General features: G+C 60.6%; 17 protein-coding genes. 11 read left to right on the top strand and 6 right to left on the bottom strand.

The genetic code is table 11. The annotated features are described in order from the left end of the window. The first annotated feature begins 12 nt into the window (after positions 1-12). The 10 genes from ROZ00_13840 (at position 13) to ROZ00_13795 (ending at position 12085) form a co-directional block, all read left to right on the top strand. Entirely contained in the window at positions 13-2169 is a 2157-nt protein-coding gene (locus ROZ00_13840; GenBank protein MDT3737305.1) for a class I SAM-dependent DNA methyltransferase, read from the top strand. Then, on the top strand, positions 2166-3410 hold the full coding sequence (locus ROZ00_13835; protein MDT3737304.1) for a restriction endonuclease subunit S: 1245 nt from the start codon (positions 2166-2168) through the stop codon (positions 3408-3410). The genes ROZ00_13840 and ROZ00_13835 overlap by 4 nt, the downstream gene beginning before the upstream one ends. Further along, entirely contained in the window at positions 3407-4720 is a 1314-nt protein-coding gene (locus ROZ00_13830) for an AAA family ATPase (GenBank protein ID MDT3737303.1), read from the top strand. Before ROZ00_13835 ends, ROZ00_13830 begins: the two co-directional genes overlap by 4 nt. After that, positions 4720-5349: a retron system putative HNH endonuclease gene (locus ROZ00_13825; GenBank protein ID MDT3737302.1), complete on the top strand. Its 630-nt coding sequence runs from the start codon at positions 4720-4722 to the stop codon at positions 5347-5349. The genes ROZ00_13830 and ROZ00_13825 overlap by 1 nt, the downstream gene beginning before the upstream one ends. Next, positions 5346-8369 carry a type I restriction endonuclease gene (locus ROZ00_13820; GenBank protein ID MDT3737301.1) on the top strand — a complete coding sequence of 1008 codons (3024 nt, stop codon included), beginning with the start codon at positions 5346-5348 and terminating at the stop codon, positions 8367-8369. The genes ROZ00_13825 and ROZ00_13820 overlap by 4 nt, the downstream gene beginning before the upstream one ends. 121 nt (positions 8370-8490) lie before the next feature. Further along, the gene (locus tag ROZ00_13815) at positions 8491-8766 is read left to right on the top strand and encodes a hypothetical protein (protein ID MDT3737300.1); all 276 of its coding nucleotides are present in this window, start codon (positions 8491-8493) and stop codon (positions 8764-8766) included. Positions 8767-8856: 90 nt separating this feature from the next. Next, positions 8857-9753 carry a nuclease-related domain-containing protein gene (locus tag ROZ00_13810; protein MDT3737299.1) on the top strand — a complete coding sequence of 299 codons (897 nt, stop codon included), beginning with the start codon at positions 8857-8859 and terminating at the stop codon, positions 9751-9753. A gap of 8 nt (positions 9754-9761) precedes the next feature. Then, positions 9762-10937, top strand: coding sequence for an aminotransferase class V-fold PLP-dependent enzyme (locus ROZ00_13805; protein MDT3737298.1), 1176 nt, complete (start codon positions 9762-9764; stop codon positions 10935-10937). A 105-nt stretch (positions 10938-11042) separates the two neighbouring features. Beyond that, positions 11043-11507: a mobile mystery protein A gene (locus ROZ00_13800; protein MDT3737297.1), complete on the top strand. Its 465-nt coding sequence runs from the start codon at positions 11043-11045 to the stop codon at positions 11505-11507. After that, positions 11504-12085 (top strand): mobile mystery protein B, encoded by a 582-nt coding sequence (locus tag ROZ00_13795; protein ID MDT3737296.1) that lies wholly within the window; start codon positions 11504-11506, stop codon positions 12083-12085. The genes ROZ00_13800 and ROZ00_13795 overlap by 4 nt, the downstream gene beginning before the upstream one ends. Positions 12086-12144: 59 nt before the next feature. Here the strand turns inward: ROZ00_13795 and ROZ00_13790 are convergent, their stop codons facing one another. Both ROZ00_13790 and ROZ00_13785 read right to left on the bottom strand, forming a co-directional pair. Continuing rightward, a complete protein-coding gene (locus ROZ00_13790) occupies positions 12145-12468 on the bottom strand; it encodes a toxin-antitoxin system HicB family antitoxin (GenBank protein MDT3737295.1) in 324 nt (107 codons plus the stop codon). Continuing rightward, positions 12458-12592: a hypothetical protein gene (locus tag ROZ00_13785; protein ID MDT3737294.1), complete on the bottom strand. Its 135-nt coding sequence runs from the start codon at positions 12590-12592 to the stop codon at positions 12458-12460. Before ROZ00_13785 ends, ROZ00_13790 begins: the two co-directional genes overlap by 11 nt. Before the next feature lie 335 nt (positions 12593-12927). On the opposite strand from ROZ00_13785, the gene ROZ00_13780 reads away from it, so the two are divergent. Continuing rightward, positions 12928-13410 (top strand): fasciclin domain-containing protein, encoded by a 483-nt coding sequence (locus tag ROZ00_13780; GenBank protein ID MDT3737293.1) that lies wholly within the window; start codon positions 12928-12930, stop codon positions 13408-13410. A 64-nt stretch (positions 13411-13474) separates the two neighbouring features. Here the strand turns inward: ROZ00_13780 and ROZ00_13775 are convergent, their stop codons facing one another. From ROZ00_13775 to cimA, 4 genes are all read right to left on the bottom strand, one after another. Further along, positions 13475-14617 carry an ATP-binding protein gene (locus ROZ00_13775; GenBank protein ID MDT3737292.1) on the bottom strand — a complete coding sequence of 381 codons (1143 nt, stop codon included), beginning with the start codon at positions 14615-14617 and terminating at the stop codon, positions 13475-13477. Between the two features lie 76 nt (positions 14618-14693). Then, positions 14694-15332 carry a 3-isopropylmalate dehydratase small subunit gene (gene leuD / locus ROZ00_13770; GenBank protein ID MDT3737291.1) on the bottom strand — a complete coding sequence of 213 codons (639 nt, stop codon included), beginning with the start codon at positions 15330-15332 and terminating at the stop codon, positions 14694-14696. A 9-nt stretch (positions 15333-15341) separates the two neighbouring features. Then, positions 15342-16748 (bottom strand): 3-isopropylmalate dehydratase large subunit, encoded by a 1407-nt coding sequence (gene leuC, locus ROZ00_13765; protein MDT3737290.1) that lies wholly within the window; start codon positions 16746-16748, stop codon positions 15342-15344. A 43-nt stretch (positions 16749-16791) separates the two neighbouring features. Continuing rightward, positions 16792-18423 carry a citramalate synthase gene (gene cimA, locus ROZ00_13760; protein ID MDT3737289.1) on the bottom strand — a complete coding sequence of 544 codons (1632 nt, stop codon included), beginning with the start codon at positions 18421-18423 and terminating at the stop codon, positions 16792-16794. Positions 18424-18431: the final 8 nt, after the last annotated feature.

Genomic DNA, 18431 nt, shown 5'->3' with positions numbered 1-18431 from the left:
ACTAGCTAATACATGACCCCAGCCAATTTTCAGCAACTTTCAAACTTCATCTGGTCCGTCGCCGATCTGCTGCGCGGGCCGTATCGCCCGCCGCAATACGAGCGCGTGATGCTGCCCCTCACGGTTTTGCGCCGCTTTGATTGTGTGTTGGAGCCCACCAAGGCCGCCGTGCTGAAAAAGCACGCGGAACTGGTAGCGAAGAACAAAGAATTCAAAGCCAAGAAAAAGGAGCCGATCAGCGTTGATCCTATCCTCAATAATCTGGCCAAGGACGAGGACGGCAATCCGCTCGGTTTCCACAATCACAGCCAGCTCGACTTCCGTAAACTGAAGGGCGACCCGGACAACATCGGTCGCCACCTGACCGACTACATCAACGGTTTCTCTGAGAACATTCGCAAGATTTTCGAACGCTTCGAGTTCGAGAAGGAAATCGAAAAGCTCGAAGAGGCCAACCGCCTCTATCAAGTAGTCGCGCAGTTTGAAAGTATCGACCTCCACCCCCGGCACGTGGACAACATCACCATGGGTCTGGTGTTCGAGGACCTGATCCGGCGTTTCAACGAAGCGGCGAACGAAACGGCCGGTGACCACTTCACCCCGCGCGAGGTCATCCGGCTCATGGTCAACCTGCTGCTGGAGCCCGATACCAAGGTGCTCACACAGGCAGGCGTCATCGTCACCATTTGCGACCCGGCATGCGGCACCGGTGGCATGTTGGCCGAGTCGCAAAACTGGATCCGCGCCCACAATGAACACGCCACCGTCAAAGTCTACGGCCAGGACTACAACCCGCGCTCCTACGCCGTGGCTGCGTCCGACCTGCTCATCAAAGGCCATCGCGACAGCCGCATCGAATACGGCAACACGCTTACGAACGATCAGTTTCCGGACATGCGCTTCGACTACCTGCTCGCCAACCCGCCCTTCGGCGTGGACTGGAAAGGCGAGCAGAAGATCATCGAGCGCTGGCCCAATTTCCGCGGCTACAGCGGCAAGTTGCCGCGCGTCAACGACGGCGCACTGCTGTTCCTGATTCACATGATTTCCAAATTTCAGGACTGGCAACCCGGCAACCGCGACAAACCCGGCTCGCGCGTGGCTATCGTTTTCAATGGTTCGCCCCTGTTCACCGGCGGCGCCGGCAGCGGCGAGAGCGAAATCCGCCGCTGGATCATCGAACATGACTGGCTCGAAGCCATCGTCGCCCTGCCCGAGCAGATGTTCTACAACACCGGCATCGGCACCTTTGTGTGGGTCGTCACCAACCGCAAGGCAAAACACCGCAAGGGCAAGATTCAGTTGATCGACGCCCGCGAACGCTGGGCGCCGATGAAGCGCAGCCTCGGCAACAAGCGCCGCTATCTGGACGAAGACGCCATTACCACCGTTACCCGCGAACACGGCGCGCTGGACGACTCCAAAACCAGCAAGATTTTGGACAATGCCGATTTCGGCTACCGGCGTATCACAGTGCAGCGGCCGTTACGTCTGCGCTTCCAGATCACGCAGGAAACCAAAGAGAAGTTTCTCGATGCCTGCCCAGAACTGCTCGACGCCTTCCTGGCCGTCGAAGAAGTGCTGGGCGGCGAACCGCGGCTCGACTGGAACGCCACTTGGGAACAGGTGCAAGACATCGTCAAGGCACTGCCGGAAGATGTCGAAGGCTGGGCCAAGGGCGCAAAAGGCACGGCGCAAAAGAAACTCTTCCGCGAGGTGTTCACCGCCGTCGATCCTGAAGCTGAACCCGCCATCGCCAAACACCACAAGATAGAAAAGCTCGACACCGCCGCGCTGTTCCCCAACCAGTCCTTGCCTGCACTCAAGCCCGCCGAATTGGAAGCGGCGCTGGGGTTGCACACCGACGGCAAGGGCAAACACATCGAATACGAACCCGACCCCGCGCTCAAAGACGCCGAGAACATCCCCTTGAAGGAAGACATCGTCAGCTACTTCCTGCGCGAAGTGCGGCCCTACGTGAACGACGCCTGGATCGATCGCGAAACGCTGGACGAACAAGACGGCGGCATCGGCAAGGTCGGCTACGAGATCAACTTCAACCGCGTGTTCTTTCAGTACCAGCCGCCGCGGCCGTTGCACGAGATCGACAAGGAGCTGGAAGCGGTCGAGAAGCGGATCATGGAGTTGTTGCGCGAGGTGACGGAGTGAAGGAACTGTCTATCGCACAAACTCTACCCGGCGAATGGGAAACGATTCGCTTCCGATATGTCGCGAATACCTCTAAAGGAAGGTTACCCGAGAAATTAGAGGATGAGCCGCGCGTCGAGACGGGGGGCGTACCATACCTTTCAATGGAGTATCTGAGAGGTGACTCAGAGCCTACGGAGTTTGTTTTTCCGAATGGCATGGTTACTGCGAATGAAGGTGACATCCTTCTGTTGTGGGATGGATCAAACGCTGGTGAATTCCTGCACGCCAAATTCGGCGCTGTATCTTCGACAGCGGCCTTGCTAATCCCTGTCAAATTTGATCGAAGCTACCTGTTTTGGTTATGTAAAGGCATTGAGCCGGTTCTTAAGACATTCACTATTGGAATGGGAATTCCTCACGTTGATGGCGAATATCTGAAGGACCTGCAACTACCATTTCCAACGGACGAGAGATTTCAGAAAGCAATTGCCGACTACCTCGACCGAGAAACCGCGCGCATCGATGCGCTGGTGGCGGAAAAGGAAAAGATGCTGGACCTGTTGGAAGAAAAACGCGCCGCCCTCATCAGCCGCGCCGTCACCCGCGGTCTCAGGCCCAACGTCCCCCTCAAACCCTCCGGCCTCGACTGGCTGGGCGATATTCCGGCGCATTGGGGAATCGAGCGAGCGAAGAATCTATTCTCTGTTCGCGATCAACGTTCGGAATTGGGCGATGAGGAGTTATTGACCGTTTCGCACATAACGGGTGTGACGGCTCGGTCGGAAAAGGACGTTTACATGTTTCAGGCTGACGATAAAGCGGGATACAAGCTGTGTTACCCCGGCGATTTGGTAATTAATACGTTGTGGGGGTGGATGGGCGCGATGGGGGTAACGCCCCTCGAAGGTATCGTGAGCCCGGACTATCACGTTTACACATCAAAGGGCGATCTGTTGCCTGAGTTTGTGGAACTACTCTGTCGGTCGAGACCCTTTGTGGCTGAGGTAAGTCGTTGGTCTAAAGGCGTCTGGTCATCAAGGCTTAGATTGTACCCAGAGAACTTCTTTGAAATGCGTTTACCTATGCCCCCAGCGAATGAACAGCGCGCGATAGTCAAAGAACTCGAACTGAATCATTCCAAGACGAAGGTCCTGGTCGATACTTTGTTCCGTTCTATAGAGCTTGCGAAGGAGCACCGCGCAGCCCTTATCACCGCCGCCGTCACTGGCCAAATCCCATTGGAGGAAATGGCGGCATGAAGCTGGAACGCCTCAGCCTCGCCCACTGCGGTGGTTTTGAACAACTAGACATCGGCTTCGAGTCGGATGTGACGTTGATCGCGGGCGTGAACGGCGTAGGTAAGTCCACGTTGTTGCGCGCGCTGGCAACCGTGCTTTCTCGCGCGATCCCGGAATTCACGCCGTCGCGTTCGACGGCGATCTATTTCACCGATGATGACATTTTCAGCGATAGAACCTCGTTGGAAGTTTCGGCGCGACTGCGCCTCGGCGATCAGACGCTCAATGCCGGGGTGCAGCGCGTGCGCGCGGCCGAGAATGAAAGTGACCGCTTTATCCTCTTGCGACAGGAGCAGTCACCCACCGAAGCCGTGCGTTTCACCGAAGCCTTGCGGGCGCGCACCCTCACCGGCGACCTCGAAGCGGGCATCAAAGAAACCCGCGCTGCACTGTCCGCGCTCAAGACGGCCGCCAATCCGCCGCTCGCGGTGTATTTCACCCCCAAGCGCCAGTTGCCGGGCCAGCCGCGAACCTTGCCGGCCGTAAAGCCGTTTGACCCGTCGCTGGCCTACGGCCGCGCCCTGCATGACCGAGAAGTCGAGTTGCGCGAGTTCATGCACTGGTTCCGTACTCAACAGACTCTGGGTGCGGAAAACGAGCCGCGTCGACTGAAGGTGCTGGATGCTTTGCGTAACGTGGTTCATGAGCTGGTGCCGGAATTCACGAATCTGCGCATACAGGAAAAGCCGCGTCTGGGGTTCGTCGTCGACAAACGCGACCAGCCGTTTTATCTGCACCAACTATCCGACGGCGAGCGCGGACTGCTGGCCTTGGTCTTCGACCTCACCCGGCGGCTGGCCATCGCCAACCCGGACAGCGACAACCCCATCGCCGAGGGCGTGGCGCTGGTGATGATCGATGAGATTGAATTGCATCTGCACCCGAAATGGCAACGTGACGTGTTGGGGCGGCTGCGAAAGTTGTTCAAGAGTTGTCAGTTCGTGGTGACGACCCATTCACCTCTAGTTTTGGGCGAGGTTGAAGCCCGCTGTGTGCGTTTTCTGGAATACCAAGATGGCAGGGTTGTCGTGACAGTACCGGCGGAGGCCTATGGTATGGATGCCAACCGCATCTTGCAGGAGCTTATGGGTGCACCGGTGCGTACCAAGAAGATTGATGCTGAGCTGAAAGTGTTGTTTGAATTGATCGATAAGGAAGAATTTGACGCAGCGCGCAAGAAGATTACCGAGTTGGAGAAGCCGCTTGGCGAAAGCGAACCGGAACTGACGCGCGCCAGCTCGTTGATCAAGTTTCTGGAAGGGTCGGATTAATGCGGAACATTCAGAAGAATGCCGAACCCCATTCACTCACCGAGCATCGCCTTAAGGCTCACGCCGATTTCGACAATTACGCCGACAAGGCAAACCTGCGGAAATATCTGGTCGTGGAGCAGCGGGGTTTGTGCTGCTACTGTCAGTCTCGAATCCGGCCGGACACTGCGAGTATGAAGATCGAACATTGGCAGTGTGAGGCAAGATATCCGGCTAGGCGCCTTGATTACAGAAACCTGCTCGGCGCGTGTTTGGGTGGCAAAGGTCGCCCCGGGCGAGAACAACACTGTGACACCAGCAAGGGCGATACCGATATTGTTCTATCCCCCGCGGACCCGGCCTGTAACGTAGAGCGTCTTGTTCAGTTTCTCGGTGATGGCCGCATCAAATCCGATCAGGCACACATCGATCGCGAACTGAATGATGTGCTGAACCTCAATTGGTCATGCTTGGTCAACAACCGCAAAGCAGTCCTGGAGGCGTTCAAGGATGCACTTCACTATGGGCGCATCGGCAATCCGGCCCATGAATTGCGGAAGTGGGATGGTTCGTTGGCGGGTGAGTTGGCGGAGTACAGTCAGGTCGTCGTGTACTACCTGAGGAAGAAACTGCGGATGGTGCCCGCATGAAACAGACCAGCGAAGCTGCGTTTGAAACGGCCATTGAGGCAGTGTTGTCGGCCGATGGCTACAGGAAGCTACTTTCGGACGAATTCAATCGCGAGCGGGCGATCTTTCCCGCTGTCGTGCTGGAATTCGTTTGCAGCACCCAGGCGAAGACATGGGAGAAGCTGCAAGCCTTGCACGGTGACCAGACCGGCGAGCGGGTGCTGGAGGCGCTATGTAAATGGATAGAGATACATGGCGTGCTCTCGACACTCCGTCACGGTTTCAAGTGCTTTGGCAAAACACTGCGGGTCGCGTTCTTCCGTCCTGCTCATGGGCTCAATCCAGAACTTGAGGCGCGTTACGCGGCCAATCAACTGGGTATCACCCGGCAGCTGCATTTCAGCCCGACCAGTGAGAAGTCGTTGGATGTCGTGCTATCAGTTAACGGCATACCGGTCGTAACGCTGGAACTCAAGAACCCGCTTTCGGGACAGACGGCCGCCAATGCGATCCATCAATACCGGAACGATCGCGACCCGCGTGAGCCGATTTTTCAATTTACCAAGCGCACATTGGTGCATTTTGCCGTTGATACGGAAGAGGTGCATATGACCACGCGCCTTGCCGGGTCCGGTACACATTTCCTGCCATTCAATCGTGGCAACCAGGGCGGCGCGGGCAATGAACCGGACAAGGTAGGTCGCAACTACAAGACCGCGTATTTGTGGGAAGAGGTCTTGCAGCGCGATAGCTTGATGGATTTGCTTGCGCGCTTTCTTCACCTCGATGTGGAGGAGAAGACCACGGACGACGGCAAGAAGGTTCGCAAGGAAACGATGATCTTTCCGCGCTATCACCAGTTGCAGGCGGTACGTCAGATGGTGTCGGCCGCGGCGAAGGAGGGTGTGGGGCACAACTATTTGGTGGAGCACTCGGCGGGTAGCGGCAAGAGCAACACGATAGGCTGGCTCGCGCATCGGCTCTCTTCGCTGCACAACGACAAGGATGAGCGCATCTTCGACAGTGTCGTGGTCATTACCGACCGTGTTGTTCTCGACCGCCAGTTACAAAATACGATTTACCAGTTTGACCACCGCCAGGGTGTGGTGCAGAAAATCGACGAGGACTCGCGCCAACTTGCGGAGGCGCTGGAAACGGGCGTACCGATCATCATTACCACGCTGCAAAAGTTTCCGTTCGTCACCGGACAGTTGATGAAACTCGCCGAAGAACGTGGAGAGGGTGGCAGCTATTTGCCGACCCGTAAGTATGCGGTGATCATCGATGAGGCGCACAGCTCGCAGTCAGGTGAAACGGCCACCGAGCTCAAAGGGGTGTTGGGCGGAGCCGAGCTGAGAAAGAAGGCGCAGGAATTGGCGCAAGAGGAAGGTGAAGTGGAAATGGAACGTCTATTTCGTTCCATGGCCAAGCGTGGTCATCAACCGAACATGAGTTTCTTTGCGTTCACCGCTACGCCGAAACACAAGACACTGGCGATCTTTGGCCGCAAGGGTGAACCGTTTCACCGCTACACCATGCGGCAGGCGATCGAAGAACGGTTCATCATGGACGTATTGGCCAGTTACGTCACTTATAAAACCTATTACAAGTTAGTCAAAAAGGCCGAGGACGATCCCAACGTTGAGCGCAAAAGAGCGGCAAAGTCGCTCGCCCGCTTTCTGCGACTACACCCACACAACATTGGCCAGAAGACAGAAATCATGGTCGAGCATTTCCAGCAGCATACCCGGCACAAGATAGGTGGCCATGCAAAGGCCATGGTGGTGACGGGATCACGGCTGGAGGCAGTGCGCTACAAACAGGCATTCGATGAATACATCGCCGCGAAAGGTTACACCATCAAGACACTGGTGGCGTTTTCCGGTACCGTCGAAGACGACAAGATTCCGGAGAAGATCTATACCGAAGTGGAAATGAACGAGGGGGTAAGAGAAAAGGAGTTGCCTGATACATTCGCTAAGCCTGAGTACCGCGTATTGCTGGTGGCCGAGAAATACCAGACAGGATTCGACCAGCCGTTGCTGCATACGATGTACGTCGACAAGCGGCTTGGCGGCATTCAAGCCGTGCAGACCTTGTCGCGCCTGAACCGAACGCACCCGCTCAAGGATGATACCTTTGTGCTGGATTTCGTGAATGATCCCGCCGACATACAGGAGGCGTTTCGCCAGTATTACGAAGGGTCGGTGATGGGGGAGCAGGTAGAGCCGGAGAAGCTGTATGAGGTCAAAGCCGAACTGGATGCCTCGGGAATTTACCAGCAGACCGAAGTTAGCGAGTTCGCAGCGATATTCTTCGCACCCAAGCGCCGCCAGAGTCCAAACGATCACAAGAACATGAATGCTGTCCTCGATCGGGCAGTTGCGCGCTTTCTGCAACTGCAGAATTCGGAGGAGGAAGAAGCCGAGTTGTGGCGAGGGAAGGCGCAAGCTTTCCGCAACTTGTACAGCTTTTTAAGCCAAGTGATTCCCTATCAGGACAGCGATCTTGAAAAGTTGTTTACCTATTTGCGGCATCTCGCGCTGAAGTTGCCAAAACGCAAGACCGGGCCCGGATATCAGTTTGATGAGGAAGTCGAACTCGATTATTACCGTCTGCAGAAGATCAGCGAAGGATCGATTAACCTCAGCGAAGGTTATGCGAAGCTGCTTAATGGGCCTGGAGAGGTTGGCTCAGGAATGGTTCGAGAGGAGCACGTTTCACTATCCCGACTGATTGACATCATTAATGAGAGATTCGGTGGTGAGCTAAACGAGGCGGATCAACTTTTCTTTGACCAGATCGAAGAAGCAGCGAGTCAAAGTGAGGTTTTGCAAAAGGCTGCGGAAGTCAATCCTCTCGATAAGTTTCAGCTGGTTTTTCGACAGATATTGGAATCTTTGTTTATCGAGCGCATGGAGCTGAATGAAGAGCTGTTCGCGGATTACATGAGCAAGCCGGAGCTACAAGAGTTGGTGGCAAAGTGGTTGGGAAGCCAAGTTTATGAACGGTTATCAAAATCGGTAAGGCAAGCTCAGTGAGCCATCCCGTAATTAGATCCCAGAGCAAGTATGACTCGGCCCATTTCTGGGCCACAGTCTGCTGTCGCGATGCACGCGCTCTAATTTGCTCCCGGCGAATTTGCCAGGATCCGGCCAAGCTGTGGCGGATAGTGTCGATCTCATCGACAAGGACCAGCGGGTGTCGATTGGCGCCGACGGCCGCTTACGCGCCTGCGCCTACGAAGACCTCATCAACCGCGACAAGGCAAGCCTGGACATCTTCTGGCTCAAAGACGAATCCCTGTCGGAATCCGACAGCCTGCCCGCGCCCGAAGTGATCGCACAGGAAATCGTCGAGGACCTGGAGGCGGCGCTGGAGCAGTTTCGGGAGATTCTGGCGGATATGGGTTCAGAAACGGCCGAGGCAGTTAAGTAGCTACCGTACTTGTAAGTAGTCAGTTCGTTTATCGCCGTCCTACAGAGACTGACTTTTTCTAGAGATATGAGTGGCCATATGGCGCCCACCTTGGAACTGCTGCTCCTTTTTGGTATTTGGATAGCCCCGCTTTACCTTTTCGTCCAGATCATTGTGTATTGGCGCAAGCGCCAGAGCAGCACGGACCGCCGATCTCCGCTGACGCGCGGCCTGCTTCGCTCGCCTGGGCAAACGATCAGCGAACAGTTGGACGAAGCCCGCCTTGATACTTTGGGGTATATGTCTGTTGGTGCGGCCGGCCCCCTTTTAGCCTATGCCATGTACTTGGCAGATCGGCTTCACAGGCCAGAGCCTTCCACGTTAATTATCTGGATGTGTGCGCTGACTGGGGCATTTTTGTGGGGCTTCTGTCTTTTTAAGGCTAATCGCCTCATCAAAGAACGCATCAAGCTGCAGCTAGGCTACGAAGCTGAGGTAGCGGCTGCGCAAGAACTTAACACGCTCGCCCACGATGGTTACTGGGTGTTTCACGATTTTCCCGCTGAGAAATTCAATATCGATCACGTAGTGGTTGGTCCCTCCGGTGTTTATGCGGTCGAAACCAAGGGGCGCCCTAAGCGCACCGGAGGTGGAGACAACAAAGGCTGGGAAGTCTTATACGACGGACGCAGCTTGAAGTTCCCGGAATGGACGGAGACCGCACCGCTTCAACAAGCGGCTAGACAAGCCAAGTGGTTGAAGGAGTGGCTATCGAGTGCCGTTGGAGAACCCCTGCAAGTTGAGCCGGTCTTGATGTTGCCCGGTTGGTATGTGCGTAGGACAGCATCGGAAGGAATTGCGGTGCTGAACCCCAAGAACGCGGGTGGGTATTTCAATCTCATCGCCAAGCAGACCCTCTCGGAAAAGCTGATCAAGCAGATCGTCCATCAACTCGACCAGCGTTGCCGAAACGTGGCACCGAAGGCTTATAGCGCGCCAGAAGAGTAAACGACGTCTTGCCCGATAACCTTCTCCCCCCACCCAACACCCCCTTCGGCCACCCCCTGCGCAGCCTGTGGTCGCTCGACCCGGGCATCCGTTTCCTCAACCACGGTTCCTTCGGCGCGGCGCCCTTGCATGTGCTCGCGGCGCAGGCGCGCTGGCGCGAGGCGATGGAGCGCGAGCCGGTGCGCTTCATGGTGGATGAGCTGCCGCCCGCGCTGTTGGCGGCGCGGGTGCGGCTGGCCGGCTTCGTCGGCGCCGTGTCGCAGCGACTGACTTTTGTCGAGAACGCCACGGCGGGCGCCAACGCGGTGCTGCGTTCGCTGCGCTGGCGGGCGGGGGAGCGCATCGTCATCGCCGACCACGCCTATCCGGGCGTGAAGAACGCGGCGCGCTTCGTCGCCGAGCGCCATGGACTGACTTTGACGGAGGCGCGCGTGCCCTGGCCGCTGCCGGGGCCGGAGGCGGTGGTGGCGGCGTACGCGGAAGCGCTCGCCGGCGGCGCGCGCCTGGCGATCGTCGACCATGTCTTCGCGCCGCTGGCGGCGGTGTCGCCCGTCGAGGAGATCGTGCGCCTGTGCCGCGCGTGCGGCGTGCCGGTGCTGGTGGACGGCGCGCACGCGCCGGGGATGCTGCCGCTGGCGCTCGATGCGCTGGCGGATCAGGGCATGACTTGGTACGTCGGCAACTGCCACAAGTGGCTGTGCGCGCCGAAGGGCTGCGGCTTTTTGTATGCGACGCCGGAGGGGCAGCGCGACCTGCACCCGACGGTGGTGTCGAACTTCTACGGCGAGGGCTACGAGCAGGAGTTCGCCTGGCCCGGCACGCACGACCCGAGCGCGCGGCTGGCGGTGACGGCGGCGCTGGAATTCATCGAGGCCTTGGGTGTCGACTGCTACCAGTCCGAGCTGGTCGGCCAGGCGCGGGCGGCGGCGGAGCTGGTCGCCGATGCGTGGAAGGTTGCGCCGGGCGCGCCGTCAGGCATGTGCGCGGCGATGGTGTCGCTGCCGCTGCCCGTCGACGAGGCCGGCAGCGAGGAGGCCGCGCGCCGCTGGCGCCGGCGGCTGCTCGACGAGCACCGCATCGAGGTGCCGGTCTTCCCCATCGCCGGCCGCCTCTGGGCGCGCCTCTCGGCGCAGGTGTACAACGAGCTGTCGGACTACGAGGCGCTGGCGCGGGTGTTCGGGTAGGGAATTATATGCAGGTTATAGCCGGCATTATTCTTGACATTAGCTTGTTATAGCCGGCACAATAAGCTCGCATAGGCAGGTTATAGCCTGCTCAAGGAGCGTCTGATGATTGATTCAAATAAGAAACTCAAGCGAATGCAGCTTTCCGATACGCTGCAGGCTTACCCGAGCCCGGAGGCAGCCATGCCGCCGCGGGGTGGATGGGTGCGTGCGATCCGTGAAGCGCTGGGCATGACGCAAGCGCAACTGGGTGCGCGCGCCGGTATCAGCCGGCAATCGGTGCAGGATTTCGAGCGGACCGAGGCCGAACGCCGGATCACCCTTGAGAGCTTGGATCGCCTGGCGCGGGCGATGGGTTGCCGCGTGGTCTATGCGCTGGTGCCGGAGGGGGGCACCCTCGACGACCTGCGCGAGCGCCGCGCCGACGCGCTTGCCGAGGCCATGCTGCAACCGACGGACCATTCCATGAAGCTGGAGGCGCAAGGCGTGTCGGCAAAGGAACGCGAGCGCCAGCGCAAGTTGCTGGCCGAATCCTTGCTGAGTGGCAGTGCGCGCAAGCTATGGCAATGAATCTCGACTATCCGCCCGGCGCCACGCCGCTCGATCCCGACGAGGCGGCCGGGCTGATTCCCTCGCACATCGCCAACCACGGCCAGTTGAATGAATGGGAGATGGTGAACATCATCGAGGGGGAGCGATGGGCTTTCGGGCGGCGACACAGGAATCTGCTCGGAAACGAGTTCGTCTGCGCCTTGCACAAGCGCATGTTCGGCACCACCTGGCGCTGGGCGGGAAAATTCCGCACCACCGAAAAGAACATCGGCGTGGACCCGCTGCGCATCCAGCCAGCCTTGCATGATCTATGCGAAGACGTGAAGACGCAGCTTGAATGCAAGAGCTACCCGCTCGACGAAATCGCGGCGCGGTTCAGTCACCGGCTGGTGGCGATCCATCCCTTCGCGAACGGAAACGGCCGGTTGTCGCGAACCATGGCGGATTTGCTGCTGGTGCAGCACGGCGAGCCGCGATTCTCCTGGGGTGCGGGGAACCTGGTTGCCGACGGCGAAGTGCGGCAGCGCTATCTCGCAGCACTGCGCGCTGCCGACGGCAAGGACTACGGACCGCTGCTGGCGTTCGTGCGTTCGTGATCGGGTGTTGCGAGCCGCCGGACAGCGAGGCGCTGGCGCGGGTGTTCGGGTAGGGGCGTTCAGGCCGCCAGTTTCGCGCTGGCGAGACGGTTCAGGCTAACGCCCTGCTCGGCGGCCTGGATGGCGAGCGAGCGATGGACTTCCGGCGGAATGCGCACGCGGAACTCGCCGCTGTAGTGCTTCTCCGCCAGCGGCACGGGAACGGTTTCGCCGGAGGCCTGCATGTCGGCCACCGCTTCGGCGACGATCTGGCGGATGCCCTTCAGGGCGGCTTCGGGTGTTTTTGCCAGCCAGGACAGCGACGGGAATTCGGCGCACAGGCCGACGTGTTCGCCATCCTCGGCGGACCAGGTGACGCGATAGGTGTAGTGATCAGCGCTCATGGCGCATGGCCTCCAGCTTGTCGATCGCCAGCAGCACCTGCCTGACCTGATTCCTGAGTTCGCTGAACCGGACATTGGCCGGTTCGCGCCGCATCCGGTCGAGGATTTTCGGGATGGCCGTCATCGAGGATGGTACCAATAGTGACACCACAATACAAGGCTGTCACCATTGTCCTGCAGGGGGCAGTTCACCAGGTGAGCCAATGCGCCGTGTTGCGGAGGCTGACTTTCCCCGAGCCTTAAGGATTCTCAATGTCCTATTAGTGTCATGGACAATTTAGGCGATTCGTAAGAAATGGCATGGTGCTTCTAGTTATTTGTTATTGATGACTAATTACGCCAATAGTGGCGGCAGGAAAAAAATATTGAAACCTGAATGAACCCTTCTTAATCCTGTTTGTCTAGGACAATACGAGCCACATGACTCGTTCTACTGTTCAACTACTGGAGGATTGGAAAATGCAAGTTTCGAAATCGATCAGGAATCTGGCCGCCGGTCTGGCGATCTCCATGGCTGCCACGGCGGCCGTTGCCGAAATGAAGAAGGACATCGTCGATACCGCCGTTTCGGCGGGCAGCTTCAACACCCTCGTCACCGCCGTCCAGGCCGCCGGCCTGGTCGATACCCTGAAGGGCCCGGGCCCGTTCACGGTGTTCGCGCCGACCGACGAGGCGTTCGCCAAGATTCCCAAGGACCAGCTCGACGCCCTGCTGAAGGACAAGGAAAAGCTGCGCGCCGTGCTGACCTATCACGTGGTGTCGGGCGCGGTGATGGCCAAGGACGTCGCCCCGGGCCAGGTGCCGACCGTCCAGGGCCAGCCGCTCAACGTGGACGTCAAGTACGGCAACGTGATGATCAACCAGGCCAAGGTGGTGAAGACCGACATCGTCACCAGCAACGGCGTGATCCACGTCATCGACAGCGTCGTGCTGCCGAACTGAACCGTCTCCTCCCTGGATGCCCCCCCGCCATCCACCCTTGCGGGCGGCTCCGGCCGCCCGCTTTTTATTTCAGGCGAACAGCCAGGGCTTCGTGCAGGGGCAGCACTTGCACCTTGTCGTGCAGCGCATAGGACCGATTGCCCGGATAGATCACCCATAGCAGATCGAGCTTGAGGTCGGCCAGGGCATGGCGCATGGAGGGCGTAAGTTGCGGTGCGTCGGCGCGCTTGATTTCGATGCCGAGACGCCGGCCCTCCCTGATGAACAGCCCGTCCAGTTCCGCGCCGGTGTGGGTCGCCCAGAAATAGGTCTCGTCCGGCTCGAGGCCGCGGATCAGCTCTTCCATCACGAATCCTTCCCACGAGGCGCCGCATTTCGGGTGGGCAAGCAGGGCGTTGCGCGCATCGATGCCGAGCAGCCGGTGCAGCAGGCCGGAATCGCGCCAGTACAGCTTGGGCGCCTTGACTTGGCGCTTGCCGATGTTTTCGTGCCACGGCTGCAGCTGCCGGACGAGATAGCTGCCGTCGAGCAGATCGAGGTAGCGCCGCACGCTGGATTCCGAAATGCCGAGCGAGCGGGCCGGCTCCGCGGCATTCCAGACCTGCCCGTGGTAATGCGCCAGCATGGTCAGGAAGCGCATCATCGCTGCCGGTGCGAGGCGCATGCCCAGCTGCGGCAGGTCGCGCTCCGCCAGGGCGAGCAGGAACTGCCGGCGCCAGGCTTGGCTGTCGGCCTGGCTGCGTGCCAGATACGAGCGCGGAAAGCCGCCCCGGAGCCAGAGCGTATCGGCAGCCTCGAGGCCGGTCTCGGCCAGGCCGAACCCGCCTACCTCGATGACTTCGATGCGGCCGGCAAGGGATTCGCTGGATTGGCGGAGCAGGGCAGGGGATGCGCTGCCCAGCACCAGGAAGCGGGCCGGGGTGTCCGGCCGGTCCGCCAGGACGCGCAGGACCGGAAACAGGTCGCCGGAGCGCTGGATCTCGTCGATGACCACCAGGCCGGCAAGCGGCGCGAGGGCGGTCATCGGTTCGGCCAGGCGGGCCAGGCTGACCGGATCCTCCAGGTCGAAATAATTGGGCGAATCGTGCGCGACGAAGCCGCGCGCCAGCGTGGTCTTGCCGACCTGACGCGGCCCGACGAGGGCGACGACGGGATTGCGGGCGAGGGCCTGCCCGATCCGCCGGCGAAGCGCTTCCCGGTTGATCATGGCCGGGAATCTACCATGAAATTCGGTCAGTAACTAGTGGAATTTCGTGGTTGATTCCCGCAGGCGGCTATGAGGCTCAGGCGAACAGCCAGGGCTGCGCGGCCTTGTGCTTGGCTTCGAAGGCCTTGATCTCGTCGGCGTGCTGCAGCGTCAGGCCGATCTCGTCCAGGCCGTTGAGCAGGCAGTGCTTGCGGTGCGGCGTGATGTCGAACTGGAACCACTCGCCGGCGGGGTTGCGCACGGTCTGCGTCTCGAGGTCGACGCGCAGCCGGTAGCCCTTCTGCGCGGCGCACTCGCGGAAGAGCTGGTCGACGATGGCGCTTGAAGCCACGATCGGCAGCACGCCGTTCTTGTAGCAGTTGGAGAAGAAGATGTCGGCGAAGGACGGCGCGATGATGACGCGGAAGCCGTAGTCCTCGATGGCCCAGGGCGCGTGCTCGCGGCTGGAGCCGCAGCCGAAGTTGTCGCGCGCGAGCAGCACCTGCGCGCCCTTGTAGCGCGGCTGGTTGAGGACGAAGTCCTTCTTCAGCGGGCGCTTGCTGCAGTCCATGCCGGGCTCGCCGACGTCGGCGTAGCGCCACTCGTCGAAGAGGTAGGGGCCGAAGCCCGAGCGCTTGATCGACTTGAGGAACTGCTTGGGGATGATGGCGTCGGTGTCGACGTTGGCGCGGTCGAGCGGGCAGACCAGGCCGTCGAGGGATTTGAAGGGTTTCATGGCGGTTCCTTATTGCTTGCGGATGTCGACGAAGTGGCCGGCGATGGCGGCGGCGGCGGCCATCTCGGGGCTGACGAGGTGGGTGCGCCCGCCGGCGCCCTGGCGCCCTTCGAAGTTGCGGTTGGAGGTGGAGGCGCAGCGCTCGCCCGGGGCGAGGCGGTCGGCGTTCATGGCCAGGCACATCGAGCAGCCCGGCTCGCGCCACTCGAAACCGGCCTCGATGAAGATCTTGTCGAGGCCCTCGGCCTCGGCCTGGCGCTTGACCTGGCCGGAGCCCGGCACGACCAGCACCAGCTTCACATTCGCCGCCTTCTTCTTGCCCTTGGTGTATTTCGCGGCGGCGCGCAGGTCCTCGATGCGCGAGTTGGTGCACGAGCCGATGAAGACCTTGTCGACCGCGATCTCCTCGATCGGCGTGTCGGCCTTGAGGCCCATGTACTGCAGGGCGCGCTCGATGCCGGCGCGCTTCTGCGCATCGCTTTCCTTCGCCGGGTTGGGCACGCGGCCGCCGACCGGCAGCACCTGCTCGGGCGAGGTGCCCCAGGTGACCTGCGGCTCGATCTTCGCGGCGTCGAGCTCGACCACCGCGTCGAACTTGGCATTGGCGTCGGACTGCAGGGTCTTCCAGTAGGCGACGGCCTTGTCCCAGTTTGCGTCCTTCGGTGCGAACTGGCGGCCCTTGAGGTATTCGAAGGTCTTCTCGTCGGGGGCGACGAGGCCGGCGCGGGCGCCGCCCTCGATGGCCATGTTGCAGAGGGTCATGCGGCCTTCCATGGAGAGGGCGCGGATGGCGCTGCCGCCGAACTCGACGGCGTAGCCGGTGCCGCCGGCGGTGCCGATCCTGCCGATGATCGCCAGCGCGATGTCCTTCGCCGTGACGCCGGGACTGACTTTTCCGTCGACCCTGATGAGCATGCGCTTCGAGCGCTTGCCGACCAGCGTCTGCGTGGCGAGCACGTGCTCGACTTCGGAGGTGCCGACGCCGAAGGCCAGCGCGCCGAAGGCGCCGTGGGTGGAGGTGTGGCTGTCGCCGCACACCACGGTCATGCCGGGCAGCGTCGTGCCGTTCTCCGGGCCGATGACGTGGATGATGCCCTGGTTGGCGTGCTTGAAGGGGAAGTACACCAGGGCGCCGAAGTCGCGGATGTTGGCGTCGAGCGTCTCCACCTGCAGGCGCGAGATCGGGTCCTTGATGCCCTCGTCCCAGTGGTCGGTCGGCGTGTTGTGGTCGGGGTTGGCGACCACGCTCGAGGAACGCCAGGCCTTGCGGCCGGCCAGGCGCAGGCCCTCGAAGGCCTGCGGGCTGGTCACCTCGTGCATGAGGTGGCGGTCGATGTAGAGCAGGCACGTGCCGTCGGATTCCTCGCGGACGACGTGCGATTCCCAGAGTTTGTCGTAAAGCGTCTTGCCAGCCATGATGGTTCCTTCTATTGCAGGTGTTACTTGAAAGTGATGTTCGTCATTCCCGCGAAAGCGGGAATCCATGGGTCCCCGCTTTCGCGGGGACGACGGGAGCGGGTGTACGCCGCTCCTGCTCGCGCACCAGCTTGTACTCGATGGAATCCACCAGGGCGTGCCAGGAGGCGTCGATGATGTCGGTGGACACGCCGATGGTGGTCCAGTGCTCGCGGTGGTCGGTCGATTCGATGAGCACGCGCACCTTGGCGGCCGAGGCCTGGTCGGAATCGAGCACGCGCACCTTGTAGTCGGTGAGGCGGATCTCGCCGATGGCCGGGTAGAAGCGCTCGAGCGCCTTGCGCACGGCCTTGTCGAGGGCGTTCACCGGGCCGTCGCCCTCGGCGGCGGTGATCTCGGTCTCGTCGCCGACGCGGATCTTGATCATCGCCGAGGAATTCATGCCGTTGACCGAGGGCTCGTTCACCATCACCTTGAACTCGACCAGCTCGAAAAAGGGCGTGTACTTGCCGAGCATCTTGCGCACGACCAGCTCGAAGGACTGCTCGGCGGCTTCGAAGTGGTAGCCCTCGTGCTCGAGCTGCTTCAGGCGGTCGATGATCTTCTTCGTCTCGGGCGAATCCTTGCCGATCTTCGGGTCGACGGCCCGGATGCGGGCGAGCAGCGTGCTGCGGCCGGCGACTTCGGACATCAAGGTGCGGCGGCTGTTGCCGACGAGGTCGGGGTCGATGTGCTCGTAGGAGACCGGGTTCTTCACCACGGCGTCGATGTGCATGCCGCCCTTGTGGGCGAAGGCGTCGGCGCCGACGTAGGCGGCCTTCTCGTTGTGCGGCATGTTGGCGATGTCGGACACCGCGCGCGCCACCGTGGTGAGCGTGGCCATGTTCTGCGGCGGGATGCACTCGAAGCCGAGCTTCAGCTGCAGGTCGGGGATGATCGCGCACAGGTTGGCGTTGCCGCAGCGCTCGCCGATGCCGTTGATGGTGCCCTGCACCTGCGTCGCGCCGGCCTGCACCGCCATCACCGAGTTGGCCACCGCCATCTCGCAGTCGTTGTGGCAGTGGATGCCGATCGGCGTCTTGAACTGGCCGACCACCTTCTTCGTGACCTCGAAGACGACGTCGGGGAAGGTGCCGCCGTTGGTGTCGCACAGGCACAGGCTGTCGGCGCCGGCGTCGGCGGCGGCCTTCAGGGTGGCGAGCGCGTAGTCCGGGTTGGCCTTCCAGCCGTCGAAGAAGTGCTCGGCGTCGTAGACCACTTCCTTGCCCTGCTGCTTGAGGTAGCGGATGGTGTCGCCGATCATGCGCAGGTTCTCGTCGAGCTTGGTGCGCAGGATCTCGGTGACCTGGTAGTCCCAGCTCTTGCCGAAGATGGCGACGGCGTCGGTGCCGGCGGCGAGGATCGAGCGCACGTTGCCGTCGTCCTCGGCCTGGATGCCGATCTTGCGCGTGGCGCCGAAGGCGATGAGTTTGGCGTTCTTCAGCTTCATGCCGCGCACGCGCTCGAAGAATTCCAGGTCCTTCGGGTTGGAGCCGGGGTTGCCGGCCTCGATGTAGCGCACGCCGAGGGCGTCGAGCCGCTCGACGATCTTGACCTTGTCCTCCACGGAATACGAGATGCCCTGGGCCTGGGCGCCGTCCCGCAAGGTGGAATCGTAGATGGAAATCCGTTTCATCCCCGTAT

This window comes from Denitratisoma sp. (genome assembly GCA_032027165.1).
Classification (GTDB): domain Bacteria; phylum Pseudomonadota; class Gammaproteobacteria; order Burkholderiales; family Rhodocyclaceae; genus Desulfobacillus.
This window is presented reverse-complemented; position numbering and strand designations above follow the sequence as displayed.